General features: G+C 71.0%; 21 protein-coding genes and 1 rRNA gene. 11 read left to right on the top strand and 11 right to left on the bottom strand.

Translation table 11 applies throughout. The features are described 5' to 3' along the window. Both QSK32_RS31565 and QSK32_RS31560 read right to left on the bottom strand, forming a co-directional pair. A 16S ribosomal RNA gene (locus tag QSK32_RS31565) occupies window positions 1-72 on the bottom strand; the annotation flags it as partial. 530 nt (window positions 73-602) lie between these two features. Continuing rightward, window positions 603-1,058 (bottom strand): ATP-binding protein, encoded by a 456-nt coding sequence (locus QSK32_RS31560; protein WP_045748570.1) that lies wholly within the window; start codon window positions 1,056-1,058, stop codon window positions 603-605. A 329-nt stretch (window positions 1,059-1,387) separates the two neighbouring features. Between QSK32_RS31560 and QSK32_RS31555 the strand changes: the two genes are divergently transcribed. Together QSK32_RS31555 and QSK32_RS31550 are read left to right on the top strand one after the other, a co-directional pair. Beyond that, on the top strand, window positions 1,388-2,224 hold the full coding sequence (locus QSK32_RS31555) for an RNA polymerase sigma factor SigF (RefSeq protein WP_502872572.1): 837 nt from the start codon (window positions 1,388-1,390) through the stop codon (window positions 2,222-2,224). A gap of 397 nt (window positions 2,225-2,621) precedes the next feature. Beyond that, window positions 2,622-3,296 (top strand): DedA family protein, encoded by a 675-nt coding sequence (locus QSK32_RS31550; protein ID WP_045740629.1) that lies wholly within the window; start codon window positions 2,622-2,624, stop codon window positions 3,294-3,296. 97 nt (window positions 3,297-3,393) lie between these two features. On the opposite strand, the gene QSK32_RS31545 is transcribed toward QSK32_RS31550, so the two are convergent. Further along, entirely contained in the window at window positions 3,394-4,746 is a 1,353-nt protein-coding gene (locus QSK32_RS31545) for a hypothetical protein (RefSeq protein WP_285473923.1), read from the bottom strand. Window positions 4,747-4,902: 156 nt separating this feature from the next. Between QSK32_RS31545 and QSK32_RS31540 the strand changes: the two genes are divergently transcribed. Further along, window positions 4,903-5,739 carry an SDR family NAD(P)-dependent oxidoreductase gene (locus tag QSK32_RS31540; RefSeq protein ID WP_045740674.1) on the top strand — a complete coding sequence of 279 codons (837 nt, stop codon included), beginning with the start codon at window positions 4,903-4,905 and terminating at the stop codon, window positions 5,737-5,739. Here the strand turns inward: QSK32_RS31540 and QSK32_RS31535 are convergent. Then, entirely contained in the window at window positions 5,731-6,864 is a 1,134-nt protein-coding gene (locus QSK32_RS31535; RefSeq protein WP_285473922.1) for a hypothetical protein, read from the bottom strand. The genes QSK32_RS31540 and QSK32_RS31535 overlap by 9 nt on opposite strands. After that, complete coding sequence (locus tag QSK32_RS31530) at window positions 6,857-8,797, bottom strand: alkaline phosphatase family protein (protein ID WP_285473921.1); 1,941 nt, start codon at window positions 8,795-8,797, stop codon at window positions 6,857-6,859. The genes QSK32_RS31535 and QSK32_RS31530 overlap by 8 nt, the downstream gene beginning before the upstream one ends. Before the next feature lie 134 nt (window positions 8,798-8,931). On the opposite strand from QSK32_RS31530, the gene QSK32_RS31525 reads away from it, so the two are divergent. Then, a complete protein-coding gene (locus QSK32_RS31525) occupies window positions 8,932-10,143 on the top strand; it encodes a glycoside hydrolase family 18 protein (protein ID WP_245673835.1) in 1,212 nt (403 codons plus the stop codon). Here the strand turns inward: QSK32_RS31525 and QSK32_RS31520 are convergent. The 5 genes from QSK32_RS31520 to QSK32_RS31500 all read right to left on the bottom strand — a co-directional run bounded on the left by QSK32_RS31520 (window position 10,050) and on the right by QSK32_RS31500 (window position 15,310). Further along, window positions 10,050-10,850, bottom strand: coding sequence for a LamG domain-containing protein (locus QSK32_RS31520; protein ID WP_285473920.1), 801 nt, complete (start codon window positions 10,848-10,850; stop codon window positions 10,050-10,052). The two genes, QSK32_RS31525 and QSK32_RS31520, sit on opposite strands and share 94 nt — an antisense overlap. A 30-nt stretch (window positions 10,851-10,880) precedes the next feature. Then, window positions 10,881-11,570 (bottom strand): tetratricopeptide repeat protein, encoded by a 690-nt coding sequence (locus QSK32_RS31515; protein ID WP_045740623.1) that lies wholly within the window; start codon window positions 11,568-11,570, stop codon window positions 10,881-10,883. An 85-nt stretch (window positions 11,571-11,655) separates the two neighbouring features. Beyond that, window positions 11,656-12,858: a tetratricopeptide repeat protein gene (locus tag QSK32_RS31510; protein ID WP_285473919.1), complete on the bottom strand. Its 1,203-nt coding sequence runs from the start codon at window positions 12,856-12,858 to the stop codon at window positions 11,656-11,658. An 11-nt stretch (window positions 12,859-12,869) separates the two neighbouring features. Continuing rightward, window positions 12,870-13,457: a TMEM165/GDT1 family protein gene (locus QSK32_RS31505; RefSeq protein ID WP_045740622.1), complete on the bottom strand. Its 588-nt coding sequence runs from the start codon at window positions 13,455-13,457 to the stop codon at window positions 12,870-12,872. 245 nt (window positions 13,458-13,702) lie between these two features. Further along, entirely contained in the window at window positions 13,703-15,310 is a 1,608-nt protein-coding gene (locus QSK32_RS31500) for an alpha/beta hydrolase (RefSeq protein WP_285473918.1), read from the bottom strand. A gap of 177 nt (window positions 15,311-15,487) precedes the next feature. Here QSK32_RS31500 and QSK32_RS31495 point away from each other — a divergent pair, with 177 nt between their 5' ends. Next, the gene (locus QSK32_RS31495; RefSeq protein WP_245673834.1) at window positions 15,488-15,997 is read left to right on the top strand and encodes a hypothetical protein; all 510 of its coding nucleotides are present in this window, start codon (window positions 15,488-15,490) and stop codon (window positions 15,995-15,997) included. On the opposite strand, the gene QSK32_RS31490 is transcribed toward QSK32_RS31495, so the two are convergent. Beyond that, a complete protein-coding gene (locus QSK32_RS31490) occupies window positions 15,990-17,534 on the bottom strand; it encodes an APC family permease (RefSeq protein WP_285473917.1) in 1,545 nt (514 codons plus the stop codon). The genes QSK32_RS31495 and QSK32_RS31490 overlap by 8 nt on opposite strands. An 85-nt stretch (window positions 17,535-17,619) precedes the next feature. Here QSK32_RS31490 and QSK32_RS31485 point away from each other — a divergent pair, with 85 nt between their 5' ends. The 6 genes from QSK32_RS31485 (at window position 17,620) to QSK32_RS31460 (ending at window position 25,139) form a co-directional block, all read left to right on the top strand. After that, entirely contained in the window at window positions 17,620-19,929 is a 2,310-nt protein-coding gene (locus QSK32_RS31485) for a putative bifunctional diguanylate cyclase/phosphodiesterase (protein ID WP_285473916.1), read from the top strand. Between the two features lie 188 nt (window positions 19,930-20,117). Continuing rightward, window positions 20,118-21,179 (top strand): glycosyltransferase family 2 protein, encoded by a 1,062-nt coding sequence (locus tag QSK32_RS31480; protein ID WP_285473915.1) that lies wholly within the window; start codon window positions 20,118-20,120, stop codon window positions 21,177-21,179. A 4-nt stretch (window positions 21,180-21,183) separates the two neighbouring features. Continuing rightward, window positions 21,184-21,633, top strand: coding sequence for a GNAT family N-acetyltransferase (locus QSK32_RS31475; RefSeq protein ID WP_045740617.1), 450 nt, complete (start codon window positions 21,184-21,186; stop codon window positions 21,631-21,633). Further along, window positions 21,630-22,646 carry a pseudaminic acid synthase gene (pseI, locus tag QSK32_RS31470; RefSeq protein WP_285473914.1) on the top strand — a complete coding sequence of 339 codons (1,017 nt, stop codon included), beginning with the start codon at window positions 21,630-21,632 and terminating at the stop codon, window positions 22,644-22,646. Before QSK32_RS31475 ends, pseI begins: the two co-directional genes overlap by 4 nt. A gap of 1 nt (window position 22,647) precedes the next feature. After that, complete coding sequence (locus QSK32_RS31465) at window positions 22,648-24,204, top strand: hypothetical protein (protein WP_045740615.1); 1,557 nt, start codon at window positions 22,648-22,650, stop codon at window positions 24,202-24,204. Further along, entirely contained in the window at window positions 24,201-25,139 is a 939-nt protein-coding gene (locus QSK32_RS31460; protein ID WP_045740614.1) for a hypothetical protein, read from the top strand. Before QSK32_RS31465 ends, QSK32_RS31460 begins: the two co-directional genes overlap by 4 nt. Window positions 25,140-25,144: the final 5 nt, after the last annotated feature.

The following is a 25,144-nucleotide window of genomic DNA, read 5'->3' as shown; positions in this document are numbered from 1 at the left end:
TTTCCGCTCGACTTGCATGTGTTAAGCACGCCGCCAGCGTTCGTCCTGAGCCAGGATCAAACTCTCCAACAAAATCTTTGGAAAAGCGTCCCGGCAACAAACAAATGTTGCCAAAGGAATCTCCAACCCACCACCGAAATGATGAGCCGGGGTATTGCCATAATTGGCACTGGCTTATCAAGCACCCTGTTGAGTTCTCAAAGAACAACCGCACACCATCTCACGACCCGCTTCCGCGGCCCGTTGCCCGGGGCACTCGCTCAACTTTACTCTCTCGTTTTCCGCCCCGTCAAATCCGCGTTTCCGGCGAATTCGATCGGCTGAGAAATCCGTTCGAGTCCCTCGGAAGATTACACGGTGAACCGTGCGCTCTTTCCTCGGGGTCCTGCAGGACGACCGATTCGGTTCGCTCCACTCAGTGGAGGTCTCCGGTTTGTCTCGCCCGTTTCCCTGCTGGCTCGGAGAACTTTACCCGCCCGCCCCCGCAACGCCAAATCGGCCCCCTCCCCCGAGCGAAACGGCTGTGACCAGCGCGTTTCGAGATCATTAGTGAGAGGGAATTACATTCACGAGATCGCGCAATCACCGAACGTCACGAACAGTCAGAACTTTTTCGCGCGGGCGGTGAATCGGACCGGCGGGACGGCCGGGAAGCTGGCCCACACGTGCTTGGTCCGGTCGGTCTTGTACCAACCCACGTCGACCGCGAACGTCCGCGTTAGAAGAAGGCCGAGACCGCCGCGGCCGGGCGGGCGGTCCGGGTCGAGCCGGGGCGCCGCCTGGACGTCGTGGTCCGCGCAGTCCAGCACGAAGCGGTCGTCGACGCGGAGAAGGCGGATCACTGTCGGCGGGAGCCCGTGGCGCAACGCGTTGGTCGCGAGCTCGGTGGCGACGACCGCCATCCGGTCGGCCAGGTCACCCAGATCCGCGGACGAGACCTCCACGACGGCCTCCCGCAACTCGGCCCGGAGGTCGCGCAGACCCTGGTAACCGTCGAGCGTCCAGCCGCGAAGCTCGAGGGCCCCGGGAAGCGGCGCTGAGGTGGGCAGCGCGGTCATGACGTCCATCTTGCCCGCCACACCGGGGAAATCACTGGGCCGGACGGTTGACCCCTGAAGCGGTGTCCCGGCTGGGCCAAACACCAGGTGGCACCGCAGGTGGGCTAAATACGATATCCCTTTTCGAGTGGTTTGGCATGTTAAAGGCATCGTACTTTCGGCTAGTCTTCTCTCGACCTGTCGGATAGAGTCCCTGTAACCGAACGGCCCACTGCGTCTTGTGGTGGGAAACAACCGCCGCGTCACGGATACGGATTTGGACGCCCGACCGACCGGGTCCCGCACTCAGGGACCGGCTCTCCGGTCAGGTGCCAGGGAGGACCAGAACCATGACTGTTACCGAGACCGCCACGGAAGCGCCGTCGAAGACCACTACGGCGGTGCCGTCGAAGACCGCCCGCAGCGCCGAGGCTCCGGTCGACAGCGCTGCTGAGCTGCTCGGCGCGATGGCCGCCATGCCGGTGGGTCACCCGTCCCGCGCTTCGCTGCGTGACCAGGCGATCGAGGCCTGGCTGCCGCTGGCCCGGCATCTCGCCCACCGCTACTCCGGTCGCGGCGAGCCCACCGACGACCTCGTCCAGACCGCCACCGTCGGCCTCATCAAGGCGGTCGACAAGTTCGACCCCGAGCGCGGTGTCGACTTCGCCGGCTACGCCATCCCCACCATCATCGGTGAGATCAAGCGCCACTTCCGGGACCGCACCTGGTCCGTCCGGGTGCCCCGCCGCCTGCAGGAACTGCGCCTCTCGATCACCGAGGCCAACAGCACCCTGACCCACAGCCTGGGCCGGTCGCCGACAGTCGCCGACATCGCGGTCCACCTCGGGATCACCGAGGAAGAGGTCCTGGAAGGCCTGGAAGGCGCGCGGGCGTACAACGCGACCAGCCTCTCCACCCCGATCAGCACGGACGGCAACACCGAACTCGGCGACACCCTCGGTGGCGACGACCACGAGTTCGAGATCGCCGAGACCCGGGTCGCCCTGGGCCCCGCGCTGGCCACCCTGGACGAGCGGGAACAGAAGATCCTGACGCTGCGGTTCTACGGCAACCTGACCCAGTCGCAGATCGCCGACCAGATCGGCATCTCCCAGATGCACGTCTCCCGGCTGCTCACCAAGGCCCTGACCAAGCTGCGCGGTCAGCTGTCGGCCGACACCATCTGACAAGCCCTCCCCACGGCGGCGTCGATCCGGTTCGGATCGGCGCCGCTGTTCTTCCCCGGCCGCGTCGTAAGGGCCGCGTCGTAAGGGCCGCGTCGTAAGGGCCGCGTCGTAAGGGCCGCGTCGTAAGGGCCGCCTCGAAGCAGCGTCGTAAGCCGAACCGAAAGACGAGCCGGAGGCCGGCCAGTCAGGGCAGAGCAGCAAGGCCGAAGCGAAAGCCGAGCAGAAGACCGAGTCCGAAGCCGGACCTCCTGTCCGCGCGAAGACGAACGAAGCAGCAGATCAGACATAGGAAAGGCACAGCGTGCGCACAGAAGCAAGGCTGACCCCGAAAGGTCTGACTCCCCTTCCGGAACAGGTCAGTGTGGTGCCGCTCCCGGCGGCAGCTACCGTGTAGCGGATGCCACCTTCAGCCGAGCTTCCCGGGTTTCTGCACGGCGTAGCCCCGATCCTGGACCGCTGGGGATACCTCGCCATCGGCGGCGTGATCGTCGTGGAGAGCTTCGGCGTGCCGGCGCCCGGCCAGACGATCATGGTGGCGGCGGCGATCTACGCGGGCTACGGCCGGATGGACATCTGGCTGGTCGCCCTGATCTCGTTCCTGACCGCGGTGATCGGCGACAACATCGGTTACTGGATCGGTCTGCGCGGCGGCCGCAAGGCGGTGCACCGCTGGGGCAAGTACATCTTCATCACCCCGAAGCGTCTGGAGCAGGCCGAACAGTTCTTCGCCCGGCGCGGCAACCGGATCATCGTGGTGGCCCGGTTCATCGACGGCCTGCGACAGCTCAACGGCGTGATCGCCGGCATCACCAAGATGCCGTGGAAGACCTTCACGCTCTACAACGCGATCGGCGCGGCGCTCTGGGTCGGTTTCTGGACCACGGTCGCCTACCAGCTCGGCGCGAACATCGTGACGCTGATGGAGCACGCCCACCGGTATCGGTGGATCGCGATCGGTGTGGTGGTGGCCGCCGTCGCCATCTACGTGACGTTCCACGTACGGCATGTCCGCCGCCGCCGGGCCCGCAACGAGGCCGCGGCCGCCGCCTTGCTGGAGGAACCGCACGCGTAAGGCGAGAGCCTGAGGTACCACGCGTGTGAAGCTCACGGAGGCGGTCCCCGCCGCCCACGACGGGAACCGCCTCCGCTCCTATCCCCCGAACAAGGTCTCAGGTGCCCTGCGATGCCTGCGCGGTCGGCGCGGCCCCCTCGGGTGCGGTGCCCTGCTGCCCACCGGGTGCGCCTTGCTGACCGCCGTCCTGGCCGGGAACCCCGGCCTGACCGTTCGGTGCGGCCGGCACACTGCTGCTGCTGTCCCCGCCGGTGAAGGCCATGGTGATGCCCGCCCCCACCCCGGCACCGGCCAGCGCGGCCGCTACCAGCGCGGCGACCAGCGCCATCTTCGGTTTCCGGACGATCGCCGCGACCGGGCCGCCGCTGTCACCGGACTTCGGCGGCGACCAGGGCTCCGGGCTGCCGGCCGTCTCGGGCTGACGCTGCGGTGCCGGCGAGACCGGGTTCGGCGTCCAGGGTGCCGGCATCCCTCCGGTCGGCGGCGCGGCGGTCTCCGCCTGGGCGGGGAAGCCACCGGCCGGGGCCGGAAAGCGGCCGGACTCGGCCGGGGCGGGGAAGCCACCGGCCTGGGCGGGGAAGCGGCCGGACTCGGCCGGGGCCGGGAAGCCACCGGCCTGGGCGGGGAAGCCGACGGAGGTGCCGTCGGAGGTGAAGGTGGAGGTGGCCTCACCCGCGGTGGTCCAGGAGGCCGGGATGCTGTCCGGCACCGCGTCGGCGTGTCCCGACCAGGACGGCGGGACCGCGTCCGGCACCGGGCCGGCTGCGCCGCCCCAGGATGCCGGGCGTGCGTCGTGGGGTGCGCTCGCGGTGTTGCTCCAGGATGCGGTCGTCGTCTCGGGTACGCCGCCCGCCCCTCCACTCCACGACGGCGGGACCGAGTCCGGCACCGGCTCGTGCCAGGTCGCCGGGTTCGGGTCGGTCCGCGGCGGCCCGGCCTGCGGCGAGCCCCAGTGGGCGGTCGGCTCGTCGGCCTGTTGCTGCCACGATCGGGTGCTTTCCGCGTACCCGGCAGGGGTGTTGCCGTTGTGGTTCGGCTCGGTGTTGCGGGGCGGCCAGGCGTTGGGCGCGCCGCCCGGCTCCATGGGGGAGGCGGGCCAGGCGGCGTGCGCACCGCCGGGTTCGCCGGACGTCGCGGGGGTGGAGGGGGACCAGTCAGTGGAGGAAGTGGCGGCGGAGGACCAGTCAGGGGAGGAGGCGAAGGAAGCGGAGGAGGTGGAGAAGGCGGAGCCCGAACTCTGGGTCGGCTGCGACCAGTCCCCGGGGACGGAGCTGGGAGCGGACGGCGACCAGTCGGTGGGCACCGAGTCGGGGTCCGGCACTTCAGGCGGCCAGGTGGACGGCTCGGCGTGCGGCGTGCGCGGGTGTGCGGCTGCGGGCCATCCGGCCGGGCCATTCTGCGCGTACAGCGGGACCTGACCGGTGCGGGCGGACGGATCGTGCTGAGTCATCGGGGCTCCTGAAGGTGGTTGCTGCGCTACCGGGAGAAGATTGACGAGCCGGGCTATGCGGGTCCTGTGCGGTTCTTAGGCGCCGCATATCAGAGCGGCCGGGATAATCGTTGGTGACGGTGCGCGTGGAGTTGCTTACGGAAAGGCGTGGTGCCGGTGCGACGGTTCAGCTTCGCGGGACGGACATGCGTGATCACCGGGGCGGCGAGCGGGATCGGGGCGGCGCTGTCGCTCGATCTGGCGAAACGACGGTCGGTGCTGGCCCTGGTCGACCGGGACACCGAGGGCATGGAGCGGGTCGCCGGCCTGTGCCGGGAGCTCGGGGCGGCGGACGTCTCCACGTACGCGATGGATCTGAGTGACGGGGGCGACCGCCTCGACCTGGCCGCGATGGTCGCCACGCGCCACGGCCCGGCCGATCTTCTGATCAACAACGCCGGGGTGACGCTGAGCGGGACCTTCGAGCAGAACTCGGTGGCCGATGTGGACTGGCTGCTCGAGATCAACCTGCACGCGGTGATCCGGATGACCAAGGCTTTCCTGCCGCAACTGCTGGAGCGGCCGGGTTCGCACCTGGTGAACGTCTCGAGCCTGTTCGGCCTGGTCGCGCCGCCCGGTCAGGTGGCCTACGCGACCAGCAAGTTCGCGGTCCGCGGCTTCACCGAGGCGCTGCGCCACGAGTTGGAACCGCGCGGCCTCGGCGTGACCGTCGTGCATCCCGGTGGGGTGCGCACCAACATCGCGGTGAACGCCCGGATCAGCGGCCCGGATCCGGACGGTGAGCAGGTCGCCCAGTCGCGCCGGTTCTCCGAGGCCGCGCTGACCCTGCCGCCGGAGGAGGCGGCCCGGCAGATCGTCGCGGCGATCCAGTGCCGCCGGCCACGCCTGGTGATCACGCCGGCGGCACGGGCCGGGGATCTGCTGGCCCGGATCACGCCGACCTGGTACTGGGCGATCAGCGAACGTGTGGCCCGCAGCCGCGGACTAGCCTGAGAAGCGGGCGAACCGCCGGCGGTCGGATCCGTCGATGGTGGTGAAGTCCCCACCGGCGTCGAGGGCGTCGGCGGCGCGGTCGGCGTTCAGGACCCGGACCCCGATCACGCCGTTGGCCTGCGGTGCCCAACCGGTGAGCGTGCCCTCGCCGGTGATCGCGGCGAGTTTCACCCGGGGCAGCGAACCGTCCAGGCAGGAGCCCTGGGGACCGTTGCGCGGGGTGAGGCAGGCCCGGTCGAAATGTCCGCCGACGTAGGTGACGCCGTGCCGGCGGGTGATCGCCACCGCGTCGCCGTCGAAGACCCGCTGCCAGCGGACCGTGCCGTCGAAGCCGTACGCGACGGCCCGCCCGCCCTGCCCGCCGCCCGCCGTGTAGATCCCGGACGGGTCCACCGTCAGCGCGTTGACCTCGGCGGTCACCCGGGGCCGGAAGTACCTGTCGAGGTCACCGGTGACCGCGTCCACGGCTGCCAGGCGCAGGGTGTGCTTCTCCCCGTTGACCCGGTGGAACGCGCCGCCCAGGTAGACCTCGGCGCCGTTGGCCGCCAGGGTGTGCACCCGGTCGTCGGTGCGCGCCGCCCAGCCGTCGTCGAGCAGCCCGGTCGCCAGGTCGAAGGCGGCCAGGTTGCGGTGTTCGCGACCGTCCACGGCGGAGAAGCTGCCGCCCAGGTAGAGCCGGCCGTTGCCGGCGGCCAGGGCGTACGCGGTGCCGTCCAGGTCGTGGCTGAATCCGGCGACCTCGGCGGTGACCGCGCTGATCCGGGCCAGCGAGTCCCGCCGGTGCCCGTCGACGGTGTGGAAGCCGCCGGCCGCGAAGACGTCGTCGCCGGTGGCGGCCAGCGCCCGGACCGGGCCGTCGGCGGCCGGCGCCCAGTTGAGCAGCGCGCCGGTGCGGGCGTCGAACGCGGCGAGGCGCAGCCGCCGGTAGGTCCGCCCGTCCCAGCTGGCCCTGGTGAACGACCCTCCGACGTAGACGGTGCCGGCCAGGTAGGCGATCGCGGTCACCGTGCCGTCGAAGGTCGGCGCGGACCGGACCTCGGGTTCCGCGGCCCGGGCCGGCGCACCGGTCAGCACCGTGACCAGGGTCAGGAGGACTCCGATGATCCGCACACTGGCGTTAACCATCGTGACTCAGCGAAAGTCGCGGCGCGGAGACCTGCTCCGGGTCGGGTTTGCGCAGGCCCAGCATCTCCAGCCAGGCGACCAGCTGGCGGTGTACGGCGTCCGGGCCGGTCAGGTCCGCGGCGACCGGCCAGCCGGCCGGGTGCACCAGCATCGCGTCGGTCTGCCAGCCGCCGAGGCCGCCGTGCGAGCCGACCAGCTCCTCGAACGCGCCGACCTCCTCGGTCACCGGGTCCACCGCGCTGATCACCACGAGGTCGCCGACGTGCACGGCCTCCTGGTGGCGCAGCAGGTCGTCGCGGGTGCCGGGGCCGTACGCCAGCAGCGGGTCGTCTCCGGTCACCACCCCGTCGCGCAGCCGGTGTGTGCCGTCCGTGCCGTACACGACCGGCCCGTCCACGTCCCGGACCACGACCATGCCGACTCCCGGGTGCGCGGCCAGCCCGCTGATCAGCCGCGGATGGGCGTGCTCGATCGCGGCCCGGTCGGTGCGCCGGTCGATGTCGGTCAGGTACAGCATCGACAGGTTGCCCGAGGAGACCACCTGGACGGGCCGGCCGGTCTCGGTGAGCCGGCCGACCACCTCGTCGAGGGTCTCGCCGTGCCGCTGGCGGAAGGTGGCGCCCTGGCTCTGCCCGTGGTCGGAGAGCACCACCAGGTGGTAGTCGCGCGCCGCCTCCGGCGCGAGGCGCTGCAGGACGCCGAGCATCCGGTCCAGGCTCTCCAGCTGCCGCATCGACTCCGGGCGGGCCGGTCCGGCGTGATGCGCCACCTCGTCGTAGTCGACCAGGTCGCAGTAGACCGCCGGGACACCGCGGGCCATCTGCTCGGCGACCAGCGACACGTTGACGTCGCGGAGCAGCATCGACGCCGGGCGCAGCGCCAGGAACGCGCCGGACCGGCTGACCCGGGGCAGCAGGTTGCGACGGCGCTGCAGGCGGGCCTGGTGCAGTTCGGTGAAGACCTCAGCGACGCCGAGCACCAGGGCGCGGGTGAAGCCGTACGGGGACGCCATGAATGCCGCCCAGCCCCGGGCGGACCGGCCGGGCAGCGCGGCGTGGCTGATGGTCAGCAGGCTCGTGGCGGCGTCCCCGCTGAACGCGTTGCTGATGCTCACCCCGCCGTCGCGCAGCAGGCCGTTGCCGTCGCTGAGGCGGGACTCGATGATCGCGGCGTCGCGGGGGCGGTTGGAGACCATCAGGCGGCCGGTGTCCTTCTCGTACCAGCGGAAACCGGGAATCTGGCGGCTCGCGCCGTGCAGGATGCCGGCCTGGGAGGCGGGCGTGGTGGACGGCAGACCGGTGTGCCATCGGCGGACCGTGTGGGTGCCGTCGCGCAGCCAGGCCCCGATGGTGGGCAGGTTGCCGGCCCGGATCGCCCAGCGCAGCACCGGCTCGGCGACCCCGTCCAGCTGCACCATGAGCAGGCCGGGTTCGCTGCCCGGCCGGGGACGGCGCAGGGCGAACAGCGGGCCACCGGCGCGGCGGGCGGCGCGGCGGCGTACGCCCCGCATCAGCCGCCGTGCCTCGCGGACGAACGTGTCGTCGCTGCCGCTGTCGGCCATCCAGTCCAGCAGGGCGGCCACCACCACCGCCACGATCGCCGCACCGATCAGGGTGGGCAGGCCGCTGATCTGCCCGGCCGGGTCCAGTTCCAGCGCGACCACCATCACCACCACCTGCGCGACCACGCCGAGCAGCATCGCGCCCCAGCCGCCCAGGGCGGTGACGCCGAGCAGCAGCAGTGGGCGCAGTACCGCGCCGACCACCGCGACCAGCACGACCAGTCCGAGGACGTCGAGGATGTCGGTGCCTTCCACCCCCGGCATCAGCCAGAGGGTGAGGGTCAGCACCACGAAGGTGGTCAGGGCGCTGCGCAGCACCGCGCGCGTCCGGTTGAGAACCCAGCGCCAGGGTACGGGCGGTGTGACAGGCACCGACCGACCATCGCACAGCCGGGTCCGGGTGGCCCACGGACGTCACCAAGGACACGTTCCGCTCCGGTGGGCGCGGGCACCCTAACGGGGGAACGATCCGGCGATGTCCCGGAACTGCGGATACCTTCGAGCCGGTGCGCTTCCCACCGGCGTTGCTGTTGCTGTCCGTCCTGCTGACCGTCGCGTCGTGCGGTTCCCCACCGCGTCCGGCACCGGATCCGGCCCCGAGTCCGCCGTCGCGTGTGGTGGCCGGCTACTTCACCGAGTGGAGCGTCTACGGCCGCGGTTACCGGGTGAAGGACCTGCAGACCTCCGGCGCCGCGCAGCGGCTCACCCATCTCAAGTACGCGTTCGGCAAGGTCACCGGCGGGCGGTGTGCGGCCGGTGACGAGTGGGCCGCGGTCGGCAGGCCGGTCACGGCGGCGGAGAGCGTGGACGGTGTCGCCGACGCCGCCACCGCCGCCCTGCGCGGCAGCTTCGGTCAGCTGCGCAAGTTGAAGGCGGCGAATCCGCAGCTCAAGCTGCTGTGGTCGTTCGGTGGGTGGACCGGTTCGCCGGCGTTCACCGCGGCGGCCCGGGATCCGCAGCGGTTCGCCGAGTCGTGCCGTGACCTGCTCGCCGATCCGCGCTGGGCGGGACTCTTCGACGGTGTCGACGTGGACTGGGAGTACCCGAACGCGTGTGGCCTGGCCTGCGACACCAGTGGGCCGGACGCGCTCACCAGGGTGCTGGCGGCGTTGCGGGCCGCGCTCGGGGAGCAGTCGCTGATCTCGGTGGCGGTGCCGGGGGACGTCGGCAAGCTGCGGGCCGCCGACTACGCCGGGGCGTCGCGGTACGCGAACTGGGTCGGGGCGATGACCTACGACTACTTCGGTGCCTCCGTCCCCTCTGCCGAGGAGGGCGCGGTTCGGACGGCGCCGCACTCGGCGCTGACCGCGTATCCGGGGATCCCGCGGGACACCGCGACCACCGAGGCGACCGTGGCCGAACTGCTGGCGCTGGGCGTACCGGCGGAGAAGCTGTTGATCGGTGTCGGTTTCTACGGCCGTGGGTGGACCGGGGCGACCGGGGACGGACCGGGCGCGGCCGCCACCGGGCCGGCGCCGGGCCGGTACGCCGAGGGCATCGAGGACTATCGGGTCCTGGTGGACCGGTGCCCGCCGACCGGCGCGGTGGGCGGGACGGCGTACGCCCGATGCGGGTCGCAGTGGTGGTCGTACGACACCCCGGAGACGATCGCCGCGAAGGTCGCCTATGCCCGGGAGCGGTCGCTGGCCGGCGTGTTCGCGTGGGAGTTGTCCGGCGACACCGAGGACGCCGTCCTGCTCCAGGCGCTCAGCGGCTGACCGATGCGTACCCAGATGTTGTCGAGGACGCCGTTGAACTGGTCGTTGTTCGGGCCGGCGCCTTTGGCGCCGATGCTCAGCGGCCGGTTGTTGTTCACGGAGAGGCCGGGTGGCACCAGCGCCCAGCCGCGGGGTGCCCGGTCGACGACGACCATCAGCAGCACGCCGGTGCGCCGGCAGAAGATCCGGTGCCAGCGTCCGTCGGCGACGCCGATCCGGCTGCGGGCGATCCAGATGACGGACGGCCCGCTGACGTCGGCGAGCACGCAGCTGGGCCGGCCGCCGAGGCCGTCGATCTGCAGTTTGTACTGGCTGCCGAGCGCCGAGTAGCCCTTCTGCAGGATGTTCTGGCCGGGGCTGGTCCGGTCCGGGGCGAGCAGCACGTCGGCGCCGTAGGCGAGGTCGTTGGCGCCCGGGTTGAGGTCGGCCGAGGAGGGGCTCTGCAGCACCACGTGCGGGCAGTGCGGTCCCCGGCACGGGCCGGGGAAGCCGAGGGCCCAGCCGGTGCCGTGCGGCACGGCCTGGACCCGGCCGCCGGAGGAGGAGCGGATCCGCAGCATGCGGGCTCCGCCGGTCGCTTCCAGCATGGTGCCGGCCGGGGTGTCGAATCCGTAGTGCGTGATCACCGCGGGGGCGTCGGCGCGGGCCTCCGCCGGGACAGCGAGCATCGCGAGTGCCAGCGGCACCACCGCCCACCAAGATCTCATGAACCGGATTATCACGACAAAACGCGCTTATCACGGCAGGACGGTGTCAGTCTCCTCCTTGCGGCCGAACAACTTCCAGCCCCGCTTCTTCTTCTCCGGCACCACGATCGCCACGCCGTTCAGCACGTCCAGCCGGTGCTTGGCCACCGGGTTCTCCGGCTCCAGGCGCAACGAGGTGAGCAGCGCCTGCCGGGCCTGGTCGACGTGCCCCAGTGCGGCCAGCGCGACACCGTGCGTGAAGTAGTAGTGCGCCTCGTTCGGCTCCAGGCCGACCGCGGCCCGCGCCGCCTGCTCCGCGTCGGCCAGATGCCGGTCCGCGGCGAGCAGCGCCCAGGCCACCCGGTCCTGCCAGAGCGGGTTGCGCGGCTCCACGATCACCGCCCGGTACGCCATCGCGATCGCGTCGTCGTGCCGCCCCAGCAGGGTCAGCGCGCGGCTCGCGATGGCCGGCGGGCGCGGGTCCTCGGGCGCCAGCTCGAGCGCCCGGGTCGCCGCGGTCAGAGCCGGCTCCACCTGGTCCAGGGTCAGCCGAACCCGGGCCAGCAGCGTCCAGCCGGACGCCGACTCCGGGTTCGAGGCCAGCATCGGTTCCAGCACGGCGACCGCCTCGGCGGGCTGCATGCTCTCGAACAACGCGGCGGCCCGGGAGACCAGTCCCTCGGACGGGTCGGCCAGCGCACCCGTGAGTCCGGTGAACGAGCGGTCGGCCAGTTCCGTCATCGGGCGGCTCCACAGGGCAGGTGGACGATGATCACAGGGATGTCTTCGGCCGAAAACGGACGGTCCTGAGATCGAATGGCCTGGCTCACACCCGCCGGCGGCGGATCACCAGCAGACATCCGATCGCTCCGGCCAGCGCGACCGCCGCGACGGCCAGACGCCAGGGCGGATCACCCTCGCCGGTGGTGATGGCCAGCCCGGTCGCGGCCGCCGCACAAACCCCGGCGATCAACCGCAGCGCGTACGTGGACAGCCCGCGCCCCGGCTCGTCCTGGTCAACCGCCGGGGCCGTCAGCAGGCGTACCGCGAACGCCGCCGCCGTCGCGATGCCGAGCAGCATCGGCAGCCACCCGGCCGGGGCCACGATCGCGACCAGCAGCAGCGCCATCGCGACGACGGCCGCCGCCGCGGCGATCCGCTGCCGGCCCTCGGTGAGCAGGTTCCGCAGGTAGGAGCGGAGTCCCGGATCGAGCCGGGCGAGGAAGTACCCGGCGTACGCGCCCGGGGCCAGCACCGCCGCGGCGGCCAGCGCGCGGGCCGCGTCCGGCACCGAACCGGCCAGCCGCCAGCCCACGTACGCCAGCAGCACCTGGATGATCGCGGTGTAGACCAGGAACTGGCGCAGCGCCACGTCCAGCAGGAACCGGCTGGCCTCCTGTCCCGGGTCCGCCCGCAGCGCGCCGACCAGCCCGGACGCGCCCCGGGCCAGCCGGCCCAGGGCGAACGGGTTGTGGTGCACCACGTCCAGCGCGGCCAGTTCGTGCCGGGCCACCGCGTTGTCCGGCTCCAGCGCGAGCGCGTCGCGCAGTGCCTGCCGGGCCCGGTCCAGCAGGTTGAGCTGCTTCATCACCATCGCGTACGTGAGACGGAAGTCCGCCTCGCTCGGATCGAGACGGACCGCCTCCCGGGCCGCGTGCTCGGCCTCGACCGCGCTGCGGCCGTGTTCGAGCAGCGCCCACGCCAGCCGGTTGTGCCGGTACGGGTTGTCCGGCTGGCGCAGGACCGCCTCCCGGGCCGTGGCGATGGCCTCGTCGTGCCGATCCAGGGCGGTCTGCACCCGGCTCAGCGCGCCGAGAGCGTCCGGCCATTCCGGCGCGTGCTCGACCGCGCGCCGGGCCGTCTCCTCCGCCAGTTCGGGACGTTTCAGCGCCAACTGGGCATGCGTCATCAGGACCAGCGCGGTGACGTCGTCCGGCTCGGCGACCAGCACCGGACCGAGCAGTTCCGCGGCGGCTTGGGGCTCCCCGCGCTGGAGCTGAATCCGGGCCATGTCGAGTTGCCGGGTCACACGCCGACTCCCTATCGAACTTCGATCACACCCTCGGTGATCAGCCAGATGCCGAAGATAGCGAAGAGCGCTGCAGCACCGTACTTGATGACCTTCTCCGGCAGGTGCCGGCCGAGGTAACGGCCGACCACGATGGCCAGGGCATCGGCGGCCACCATGCCGACCGTGGAACCCACCCAGACGCCGAACCAGCCGTGCTGGGTGGCCAGGGTGATGGTCGCGAGCATGGTCTTGTCACCCAGCTCGGCCAGGAAGAACGCGCCGCCCACGGCCCAGATCGCCGATCCGGTGGAGCGCTCGGCCTTGGTCTTCTCGTCGTCGGTGAGCGAGTCGCCGCGCAGCGTCCAGGCACCGAATCCGAGGAACGCGATGCCGGCGACCAGCGAGATCCAGCCGGTCGGGATGGCGGCGCCGAGTCCGTAGCCGATGCCGACCGACACCAGGTGGACCAGGGCGGTGGCCACGGTGATGCCGATCAGGACCGGCACGGTTTTGAAGCGGGTCGCGAATGTCATGGCCATGAGCTGCGACTTGTCGCCGAGTTCGGCGACGAAGATGACCGCGAAGCTCACGCCCAGCGCGACCAGAAAGGCTTCCACAGATGTCTCCCGGTGATTCGAGGACCGGGTTTCAGACGCAGGGCGACCTCGACCCGGCCGTCGTTGACAACAGCCTGGTCGAAGGTCTCGCTCGCCTTGATGAGAGGCCGCGCGGCCGGACACCGGAACGGTGTCAGTATGTCGACCGCGACATTGGGAGCTACTCCCCTTCGCGGGGACGAGCATAGCCCACCGGGCAGGGCCCCGGCAGCGGGCGAGCCGCCGAGGCCCTGGTCACACCTGGGTCAGGGGCGGACCACCAGGTGCTGCAGGCGCAGGCGGTCGTTCACCGTGCCGCTCTCGGTGGCCTTGGCGTCCGGGGTGACGCCGATCGGCACGGGCTGCGCGATCGGGGTGCACCGCTTGTCGGAGCCCTGCGGCTTCTCCCGCTTCGGCAGCGTGCCGGACATCAGGTAGTCGGCGATCGTGTCGTCGACACACTCGTTGCCGAACAGCGAACCGGCGTGGGTGGTTCCGCCCACCCCCTCCAGCAGCGCGGACTTCGGGAACAGGTCGCGGACCCGCAGGGCGCCGGAGAACGGCGTGGCCGCGTCGAGCGTCTCGCTGATCAGCAACACCGGCGGGACCTCGGTGCCGTCCACCTTCACCGGCGTACCGGGGGAGGCGGGCCAGTGCCGGCAGGGCGCGTTGTACCAGGCGTTGCCCCAGGTCTCGAAGGGCGCCGTGTGGTGCACCCGCCAGTTGTCCTTGCGCCAGCGCTTCCAGGACGACGGCCACTTCGCGTCGGTGCACTGCACGGCCAGGTAGATCGCGTAGCCGTTGTCCGAGCCCTCGGTCTGCGGGTGGTTCTCGTCGTAGAGCTTCTTCAGCAGAGACGGGTCCTTCTTGGTGATCCAGGCGGAGAAGGCGTTCGCGGTCGCCTCCCAGCCGAAGATGTAGTAGCCGGGCTGCAGGAAGACGTCGGTCAGGTCGGCCGGGCCGATCTCCCCACCGGCCGGCTTCTCGGCGAGTACGGCGAGCTGCCGGTAGTAGAGCTTCTCCACCTCGTCGGCGGTCTTGCCGAGGTGGTAGACGGCGTCGTACTTGGCGAGCCAGGTGAAGTAGACCCGGATCGCCTTGTCGAAGGCCAGGTCCTGGTCGAGGTTCGAGTCGTACCAGACCCGGGTCGGGTCGACGACACCGTCCAGGACCATCCGGTGCACCCGCTTCGGGTACTTGGTGGCGTAGACCTGACCCAGGTAGGTGCCGTACGAGAATCCGTAGAAGCTGATCTTCTCCGCGGACAGCGCCTGCCGGATGTTCTCGATGTCCTTGACCGTGTCCGTGGTGCGCAGGTGGTCCAGGAACACGCCGCCCGACTTGGCGCAGGCGGCCGCGTACGCGGTGGTCCGCGCGTGCCACTCCTTCTCGAGCTCCGGGGTGCCCGGCACGTACGCCGGACGGCCGTACCCGGGGTACTTCGCGTCGCATGTCAGTTTCGGCTTGCTGGCGCCGACACCGCGCGGGTCGAACCCGATCCAGTCGTACTGCGCGCCGGCCTGCTTCGGCACGTGCGAGCCGAGCGAGGCCATCGCCCGGCCGGCGCCACCCGGTCCGCCCGGGTTCACCAGGATCACGCCCTGGTACTGGCTCTCCGGCGAGGTGTGCTTGATCCGCGACACGGCCAGCTGGATCTGTGTTCCCTTGGGCCTCGTGTAGTCCATCGGCACCGACACGTAACCGCATTCGGCGTCCTGTGCCCGCAGCGACGGTTCGGTGCAGGGTCCCCAGGTGACCGCTGCCGGAACATCGTCCGACGCGGCGCGCAGCGTCTCGGCCTGCGCCCCGGTGGCCACCGTGGCACCGGCCGCGCAGAGCGCGACCGTGGAGGCGGCCGCCCAGAATCTCTTCATTATCAGCCCCTTGTGTCCGTTTCACCCCATATGCTCTGGGGCTCGCGGGCACTTTTCACCCTTCCACGCCGCTCGCCACCTCATAAGGTGGTTTTTCGGGAATTTCGCAATAGGACACCCGAACGTGGGTGTGGGATTTGAGGCAATGTCTGCTTCGTTCCTGCCACCATGCGAACCATGAACGAGTTCCGGTTTCCCGCGCGATGGCTCCATCCGCGGCTGGGGGCGGCGACTCGGGACGGTCGGGCGCCACGTCACTACCTCGTCGCACTGCAACAGGCGGTGCAGACCCTCGACGCCGACCCGCACTGGCAGCGGTGGTGGGACGTGTCCGGCTTCTCCGGCTGCTGCGAGCTGGGCATCGTCACCGAGGGCCAGGACCACCTGCGGCCCAGCGCCGACATCCACGGCGTCGACGACCAGCTGCGCGCCAACTTCACCTGCGCGCTGCCCCGGGCCTGCTCGGATCCGGACGAGCTGGCCCAACAGGCCGCCAGCGAGGTGCGGACCATGTTCGAGGTGATCCGGGAGGCGATGGCCCTGCCGGACCTGCCGCCCGCGCCGCAGACCTCGGTGCCGCCGAGCGACGTGCTGCCGGTGACCGCGAAGGATCTGCCGGCCGTGCCGCACGAGCTGAAACCCCAGGGCTACCTGACGCTGACCCAGGTCCAGGAGTTCTTCAGCTAGCCTCCCGCTCCACCCGCTCGGGGCGGTGCGCGCCGGGCACCCGCTGCCGGGGAATCCGCGGCGGCGCCCCGATGGCCGCCACCGGTGCGGCCGGTGCGGCCGGCGACTGCGGCGTCACCACCACGGCCGACCCGCCCAGCCCGATCCCGGCGTAGACGACGGGACGGGTCAGACGCAGCAGCAGCGCGTGCGCCGTCCCCAGCACCACCCCGGCCACGATCGCCCCGGCCACCGCCCGGACCAGCGGATATCCCGGCGGCATGGCGAGCAGCGCCGGCAGGTCCCGGACCGCCAGCCAGGTCAGCACCCCGAGGGACACAGTGGACAGAAAGGGCGCGGCGAACCGGACGAAGGCCCCCTCGTCCGCCGGCACCCGGTTGAGGTGCACCAGGGCGGCCAGCGACGCCATCAGGAGCACCAGCAGGACACTGAGCGCGCCGCCCACGATCAACCAGCGCGCGGTGCGGAGTCCCGGGTCCGCACCGGCCAGGTAGGCACCGGTCATCGCCGCGCCCGCGACCAGGGACTGGGTGACCGACGCCGCCCGGGGAGCACCGGTACGCCGGCCGGTGTGCCCCAGCACCGCGGGGAGCACGTGCTCACGGCCCAGGGCGTACACCAGACGGTTGATCGTGTGATGCAGCGCGAGCGCACCGACCAGGACGCCGGTCAGGAAGGCCACCCGGCTGAGGGTGACCGCCCAGGGAAGAAGGCGCTCCTCCCCCATCGCGAAGAGCAGCTCGGTGCCACGATCGCGGGCCACGCCGGCGATCCGTCCCGGCCCGGCGGCGACGATCAGGCTCCAGCTCACCCCGCCGAGCAGCAGCCCGAGCAGCGCGACCGATCCGAATCCGCCCAGGCCCGCGGTGCGACGCGGCAGACGGGACTCCTCGGCGTAAGCGGCGGCGCTCTCGAAACCGGCGAAGGCCAGCACCCCGGCGGCGAGCAGCAGGCCGAGCAGCGGCCGGTCGATCCGGCCCGGCTCGCCGAGGACGATCGACGCCTCGGTGACGCGCCCGCCGAAGGGCCGGAGCACGTTCGAGGCGGCCAGCCCGGCGAGCACCACGACCTGGCCGACCGCGAGCAGGGCGACCACACCGGCCGCGATCTCGACCCGCATCGGCCCGCAGAGCGCCACCAGTGCCCAGCAGGCGGCGGCCACCATCCACCAGGGCACGCTCAGCAGCGGCTGGGCGGCCACCCCGGCAAGGGCGTAGAGGCCGAACTGGATCGCCTGATACCCGGAGATCGCCAGCCAGGCGGCGGTCACTCCGGCGGGGCGTCCCAGGCCACGGGCGATCTGGGGGTACGCCGCACCGGCGCGCGGCGAACGGCGGCCCATCGCCGCGTACCCGCAGGAGAAGAGCAGAAGGGTCAGGGCGAGCCCGGCGAAACCGAGAGGAAGGAGGGGTCCCGCACCGGCGGCCAGCGCGGGTGGGACCAGGGTGACCAGCGTGACGATCGGGGCGGCGGCGGCCAGTCCGAGGAAGGCGACGGAGGCCGCGCCGAGGCGGCCGGGGGCGAGCTCTTCGGGCATACCCACGAGTCCATTCACGCGCATGACGCCGAATTTGACAACCATGGGTAATGGTCAACTGACCGTTCGTGACCAGATTGGCACGATGCCAGGTTTTCCTCAACTGACGGGCACCGCCGCCGACTGCAACCACGTGCTCGCCACCCAGCAACTGACGGACTTTCTCGCCGTCGTAGCCGACCGCCCCGACGAGGCCGCCGCTCAGCACGCGGCCGTCGAGTGCGCCATCCGTGCCATCGGCGCCGACTTCGCGGTGCTCCTGGTCGACGGTAGCGTCGCCGCGTCCGTCGGGCTGCCGGCCGAACGTGTCCCGGTGCACGCTCTGACCGAGATCGCCGAGGGACGGCACACCTCGCTGGAGATCGGTGGCGCGGAGTACGCGGTGACGGTGGCCTCGCTCGAGGGCGAACCGTCCGGGGTGCTGGCCCTGTGCCGGCTCGGGGGCACCTTCAGCATCGAGGAGATCTGCCTGCTCCGCGGGCTGGCCCGGGTGCTCGAGCTCAGCCTGCAGGCCCTTCAGCTGATCGAGTCGGAACGCGTGCAGTCCGAGGAGAACACCCGGCTGATCGACTCCCTGCAGCGGCGGCAGCGCCTCTTCGACGAGCTGACGACGGTCCAGCGGTCGATCGCCCGGCGCGAGCCGCTGCGCAAGATCCTCGAAGCTCTCACCAACGGTCTCGTCGTCCTGCTCGACGTCGACCTGGCCGGCCTGACCCTGCTCGACGAGCCGAACCGGATCAGTCTGGTCGCCGGCGCCGGCATCCCGGACGTGTCCGCGGCCAAGATGAAGCAGGTGCCGATCGCCACCCTCGGCGCCGTCGGCCTGGCGATCATGGGGAACGAGCTGATCGCCGTCGACGACTACGCCAACTCGCCGATCGCCGTGCCCGAGGTGACCACCGCCCAGATCAAGAGCGTCATGGCGGTCCCGGTGCACGAGAACGGGGCGGTGATCGGGTCGATGTTCGTCGCCTCGCACACCGAGGCCCGGGAGTGGGACAAGCCGCTGCGCGACGCACTGACCGCCTTCGCCGAGCACGCGAGCCTGGCGATCACCGACGCCCGCACGCTGCGCGACATGAGCCAGTCGTTCCACGACTCGCTGACCGGGCTGGCCAGCCGGTCGCTGTTCATGACCCGGATGGAGAACGCCTTCGCCACGTCCCGCTCCGGCGGGGTGACGACGCTGCTCGTCGACCTCGACCGGTTCAAGGTCGTCAACGATGCGCTCGGCCACAAACACGGCGACCAGCTGCTGGTGGCGGCGGCCGACCGGCTCCGCGACTGCCTGCGGACCGACGACACCGCGGCCCGGCTGGGCAGCGACGAGTTCGCCGTGCTGCTGCCGGACACCGCGGACGAGGAGGCCGCACTGCCGGTGGTGCGGCGCATCCTCGCGGCCATGCGCGAGCCGTTCGACCTCGACGGCCGGGAGACCTTCGTGACCTGCAGCGTCGGGATCGCGTACGGCGCGACCGGCGAGGCCGACGCCCAGGAGCTGCTGGTCCGCGCCGACCTGGCGATGTTCGAGGCGAAGAAGAAGGGCAAGGACCAGTACGCCATCTTCCAGCCGGCGATGCGCGAGTCCTTCCAACGGCACCTGGAGATGGAGGCCGACCTGCGCCGCGCGGTCCTGCGGCACGAGTTCCAGCTGCGGTTCCAGCCGATCGTCCGGCTCCGCACCGGGGAGATCTCCGGGCTGGAGGCGCTGGTCCGGTGGAAGCACCCGGAACGCGGCATGGTCCCGCCGCTCGACTTCATCCCGCTCGCCGAGGAGACCGGCATGATCGTGCCGATCGGCGAGTGGGTGCTGCGTGAGGCGTGCCGGCAGGCGGCCGGCTGGAACCAGCAGCGCCCGCCGGACCAGATGCTGACGGTCAGCGTGAACCTCTCGGCGGTGCAGCTGGAACGCCCGGACCTGCCGGACGTGGTCCGCTCGGCGTTGACCGACAGCGGTCTGCCGGCCCGGTGCCTGGTCATCGAGCTGACCGAGTCGCTGATAGTGGACCACCGGGCGGAGACGCTGGAACGGCTGGAGGCGATCAAGGAGCTGGGGGTCCGGCTGGCGATCGACGACTTCGGCACCGGTTATTCGTCGCTGGCGTACCTGCGGCGTTTCCCGGTGGACATCATCAAGATCGACAAGTCGTTCGTCGACGACGTCGGGGACGTGCCGGCCGCCGCGGCGCTGACCCACGGCATCATCCAGCTCGGCCAGGCACTGCAGTTGTCCACCATCGCCGAGGGCATCGAACACATCGGTCAGCTCAGTGAGCTGACCGACGGCAACTGCGAACTGGGCCAGGGGTACTACTTCGCCGAGCCGCTGACCACCGACGCGATGCAGCAGCTGCTGTTCCCGGTGGCGGAGCAGAAGCAGGGGTCCGAGGACTGAGCCGCGTCCCTCCCGGAACGGCGACGGGACCACGAGAACGAAAGGTCGACGGCGGCCCGGGGACGAACGTTCCCGGGCCGGTTCGCGACGAGGATGTTCGTCGATTGGTCGGTCAGATTTGTCTGTGACGTAGATCCCCGACACATCCGGTTACCCTGCGCTTCACCATCGGGGCCGACGGTTGCGGCATGGATGTTCTACTCACCGTCGTAGTGCCCGTCTACGCGGTCGAGGGCTATCTCTACCAGTGCCTCGAATCGCTTCGTGCCGGGTTGACCGCTGAGGAGAACGCTCAGGTCGAGGTGATCGCGGTCGACGACGCCTCCCCGGACGGCTGCGGCCTGATGCTCGACGGCTACGCGGCCCGCCACGGCGACCTGCGGGTTCTGCACATGGACGAGAACGTCGGCCTGGGGCCGGCCCGCAACGCGGGTCTCGCCGAGGCCCGCGGCCGGTACGTCTGGTTCGTCGACAGCGACGACTGGCTGCCCGTCGGCTCGATGCGGGCCGTGCTGGACCGCCTCCGCGCGAACGAGCCGGACGTCCTGCTCGTCGACCACCTGCGGGTGCACGAGAACGGCCGCCTGCAGCCGGACGCCAGCTCACCGCTGCTGGCCGGGCCGCCCACCCTGGAGAACGTGCTCGGGGTGCAGCACACCGCCTGGAACCGGATCATGAGCCGCGAGTTCCTGGCCAAGAACGATCTGCGCTTCCCCGCCGGGTGGTACGAGGACGTCCCGTTCAGCAACCCGGTCCTGATCGCCGCGGAACGCATCGATGTGCTGAACCGGGTCTGCTACCACTACCGGGTCGGCCGGGACGGCGCGATCACCGCCACCCGCAGCGACCGGCACTTCGAGGCCTTCGAACAGTACGACCGCCTGCACGCCTGGCTGACCGCGATGAACGTCGAGCCCTGGCTGCGGACCCGGATGTTCACCTTGATGATCAACCACCTGCTGGTGGTGGCCGGCAACGAGAACCGGGTGCACCCGAGCCGTCGCCGTCCGTACTTCCGCAAGGTCGCCTCGCTCTACCGGCGGCACCGCCCGGCCGGCTATCTGCCGCCGGACGGCTCGCGCGGCATCAAGCACCGGCTGGTCGCCACGAACAGCTATTCGCTCTACGCGACCCTCCGCGCGGGGTACCGGGTGGCGGGCATCCGGCGCCGGTCCACCGAAAGGACACCTCCGGTTTCCCCTGACCACCCCTGTGCGCCACAGGCGGTCCAAACCACATCCCTACGTTGACGGCGTGCTTCGACCCGCTGACGACAACGACCGTGACGTGGTCCTGACCTGGCGCAACCATCCTGAGGTGCGCGCGGTCAGTCTGACCACGCACGAGATCCGCCCGGACGAGCACGCCGCCTGGTGGGCGGCGCGCACCGCCGAGGTCCTCATCTACGAGGAGGACGGCATCCCCGCCGGGGTGGTCATCTTCAACGGCACCACCTGGTCCTTCTACCTCGACGTGGACGGTCTCGGGAAGCGGCTGTTGCCGGCCTGGATGCGGCTGGAGAAGGAGGCCGTCGAGTACGCCTTCGGCACCCTGGGCCTTCCGAGCCTGGGCGGCGAGACCCTCGCCGACAACAAGCAGGTCCTCGCGTTGCACCGGCGATTCGGGTTCCGGGAGACACGCAGATACGAACGACTGGTCGACGGTGTGCCGAAGACGGTCGTCTGGACAGAGAGAACACCATGAGCGAGAAGAAGCCGTACATCGTTGCGGAGATGTCGGGCAACCACAACGGTTCGCTCGACCGGGCGTTGCAGCTGGTGGATGCCGCTGCGGACGCCGGCGCGGACGCCATCAAGATCCAGACGTACACCGCGGACACCATGACCGTGAACGTCGATCACCCGCGTTTCCGGATCTCCAGCGGTCACGAACTGTGGGGCGGTGACCACCTCTACGACCTCTACGAGCGTGCACACACGCCGTGGGACTGGCACGCGCCGATCTTCGACCGCGCCCGGGAACGGGGCATCACCGCGTTCTCCAGCCCGTTCGACCGGACCGCGGTCGAGCTGCTGGAGAAGCTGGACGCGCCGATGTACAAGATCGCATCGTCGGAGATCACCGACCTGCCGCTGATCCGGCTCTGCGCCGCCACCGGCAAGCCGATCATCATCTCCACCGGCATGGCGTCGCTGCACGAGATCACCGCGGCCGTCGAGGCGGCCCAGGGCGCCGGTGCCACCGACATCACGGTGCTGAGCTGCACCGCGTCGTACCCGACGCCGCCGGAGTTCACCAACCTGCGCCGCATCCCGGTGCTCGCCGAGGCGCTGCGCCTGCCGATCGGCCTCAGCGACCACTCGCTCGGCATCGGCGTACCGATCGCCGCGGTCGCCTTCGGCGCCGTGCTGATCGAGAAGCACGTCACCCTCAGCCGCACCGACGGTGGCGTCGATTCGGCCTTCTCGCTCGAGCCGGGCGAACTCGCCGCCCTCGTGGTGGAATCGGAACGGGCCTGGCAGTCGCTGGGGACCACCCGTATCGGTCCCACCGAGGCGGAGAGGGAAGGCCTGCGATTCCGGCGCTCGCTCTACGTCGTCGAGGACGTGGCGGCCGGCGATCCGGTGACCGCGACGAACGTCCGTTCCATCCGACCGACCGGCGGCCTGGAGCCGGACACGATCGGCGCCGTCATGGGCCGCGTGTTCCGCACCGATGCGGCCAAGGGGACACCACTCACCTGGGACCTGATCTGACGTGTTTCTGAATGCGAACAAGCAGGAGTGGAAGCACTTCCTCACCGCCGCCGAGGTCTTCTGGCAGAAGAACCTGCCGCCGGTCACCGACGACGGGGTGATCCTGGTCGAGGCCTTCCACCAGGACATCCGCGTCACCCTGCGGAACCTGGCCGTGGCCAACGCGATCCGGAAGATCCAGCCGGCGCGGCTGGTGGTCCTCACCGGCGTCGAGGAGGCGTGGGCGACCACCCTCTGGAAGGACTTCGACGTCTCCCTGGTCCGCGAGCTGGCCACGGCGTACGGCGCGTCGGAGACCATCGACGTCTGGGACATCGTCCGTAAGTCGGACAGGACCCCGACCTTCGACGTCTCGGCGAACGTGGCCGCGACCCAGGCCCGGCTCGACAAGGTGCCCCGCCTCCCGGCCCGGCCGTCGGAGACCCGGCTGCGCTACGGCAACGCCCTCGCCGCGTTCTACGAGGAGCAGTTCCGGCAGAACGTGGTCGCGCTGGTCACCAGCCACGTCGACTACGACCAGTGGGGTCTTGCGGTGGACGTGGCCCGGCGCAGCTCCGTGCCGGTGATCCACACCCAGCAGACCGGCTGCCTCAAGGCGTACGGGCTCTTCCCCGAACACGACAGCGGCGCCGGCACCTTCCGTGAGGAGCTGACCCGGCAGATCGGGCAGGTCTTCGAGGAGCAGGTCTGGCCGCGACGGGAGAAGCTGCGCCCGGTGACCGAACTGATCGCCTGGCGGGCCAAGGTCAACCTGGGCCGGCCCAGCTGGTGGCGCGGCGGCACCTCGGCCTCGGTCGACCTGAGCAACGCGGCCGAGCGGGCCGTGCTGCGCGGGCACGCCGCGGCCCGGTTCGGCTTCGATGCGGACCGGCCGATCGTGGCGGTGTTCAACCACGCCGTCTCGGACGCCCTCGGCACCAACCGGGAACTCTTCCCCACCCTGGCCGACTGGTTCACCGAGACCGCCGCCTTCGCCGCCGGGCACGACGAGGCGCAGTGGCTGTTCCTGGACCACCCGAGCCAGTCGCTGTACGACTCGACCGGCTTCTTCGACGGCCTGGCCAAGCAGCACCGCGGCCTCAAGCACGTGCAGTTCAAGCCGAGCGCCGCGATCAGCAAGAACGCGCTGTGGAGCCTGACCGACCTGGGCGTCACCGTCCGCGGCAGCGTCAGCAACGAGCTCCCGGCGTACGGCATCCCGGTGATCCAGGCCGGCTGGTCGGAGTGGAGCTCGTGCGGGCTGTCGACCGTGGTGGACTCGACCGAGGGCTACTTCAAGACCCTCGACGAGAGCATCAAGGCGATCCGTGAGGGTGCCACGCTGGTCACCGAGGAGCAGGTGCAGCGCGCCCGGCTCTGGCTGTGGCTGTACCGCAGTGGCTCGGACGTGGTCACCCCGCAGATCCCGCAGTGGGAGGTGTGGCCGGTGAACACCCTGCTCAAGACGATGCGGGCGACGTTCCGGCACATCGAGAGCGACGCCGACCCGCTGTTCGACACGGTCGAGCGGATGTGGACCCGCCGTGAGCCGCTGCTGACCCGGTCCGACCTCTCATGAGCGTCGGCTCCTGGTTCCGGACCGACTTCGACGAGCCGTCCGTACCGGCCGCCCTCCCGCTGAACCTGACCAGCGGGTCCAACCCGGCGATCACGATCCTCGACCAGGTGGTCCGGGGCAACGGGATCGTCGGGCGGGTCACCGGCGACTACGGCGCGGTCGCGGTCAAGGTGCACGGCACCGGCGCCCCGGCCCGGGTCTCCGTCGCGATCGGACTGGACGAGCTGGCCACCCGCTGGTGGGCGGACCGGCTGCGGCCGTCCCGGTTCGCGCCCGAGCTGCCCCGGGCGGTCGCCGTCCGGGCCCAGGGCAGGATCCGCGGTGGTGCGGTGCTCGCCCGCCGGCAGGGCTGGCGAGGTGCGGCGAGCGCGAACGCCACGGTCTCGTTCGACCTGGAGGCCGGCGAACTGGACGCCGACGGCATGCTGATCGTGGAGATCGCCGAGACCCCGGTCCCGGACTGGGCGAGCGGCCGGCTCTCCGCCCGCGCGCCGATCGGCCTGCGGTTCAACGGCATCACCGTACGGGACCGGACCGAACCCGCCGCCGCGGCCGGACCGGACGGCTACTCCGGCTGCGACTTCACCGTCGTCCAGCCGGGCAGCTCCGGCACGCACCGGCTGGTCACGGTCGGCGTGCCGGCCGCTCCCCCGCTGCCGATCACCCCGCGCAACCGGCTGACCCGGCAGAAACCGGCCCGGGCGGTCTTCAAGATGACCCGGGCGGCCCGCCGGGTGGCGGTTCGCGCCATGCCACAGCGAGCCGGTGAGGTCGTCGGCGTGCTCGCCGCCGACCTGGTCACCGGTGAACCGGTGGCCGTGACGGTCGACCGGGAGGCGGACGGTCTCGCCGTCCGGCTCGCCGAACCGGCGGCCGGCCCGGTGCTCCTCGGCTCGGCGGAGCCGCAGCCCACCCTGTCCTGGCGCCTGACGTAAGGGAA

Origin of the sequence: Actinoplanes sp. NBRC 101535 (genome assembly GCF_030269225.1) — a bacterium.
Lineage (GTDB): Bacteria > Actinomycetota > Actinomycetes > Mycobacteriales > Micromonosporaceae > Actinoplanes > Actinoplanes rectilineatus.
Note: the sequence above shows the minus strand (reverse complement) of the source record. Positions and strands in the feature narration are given on the sequence as shown.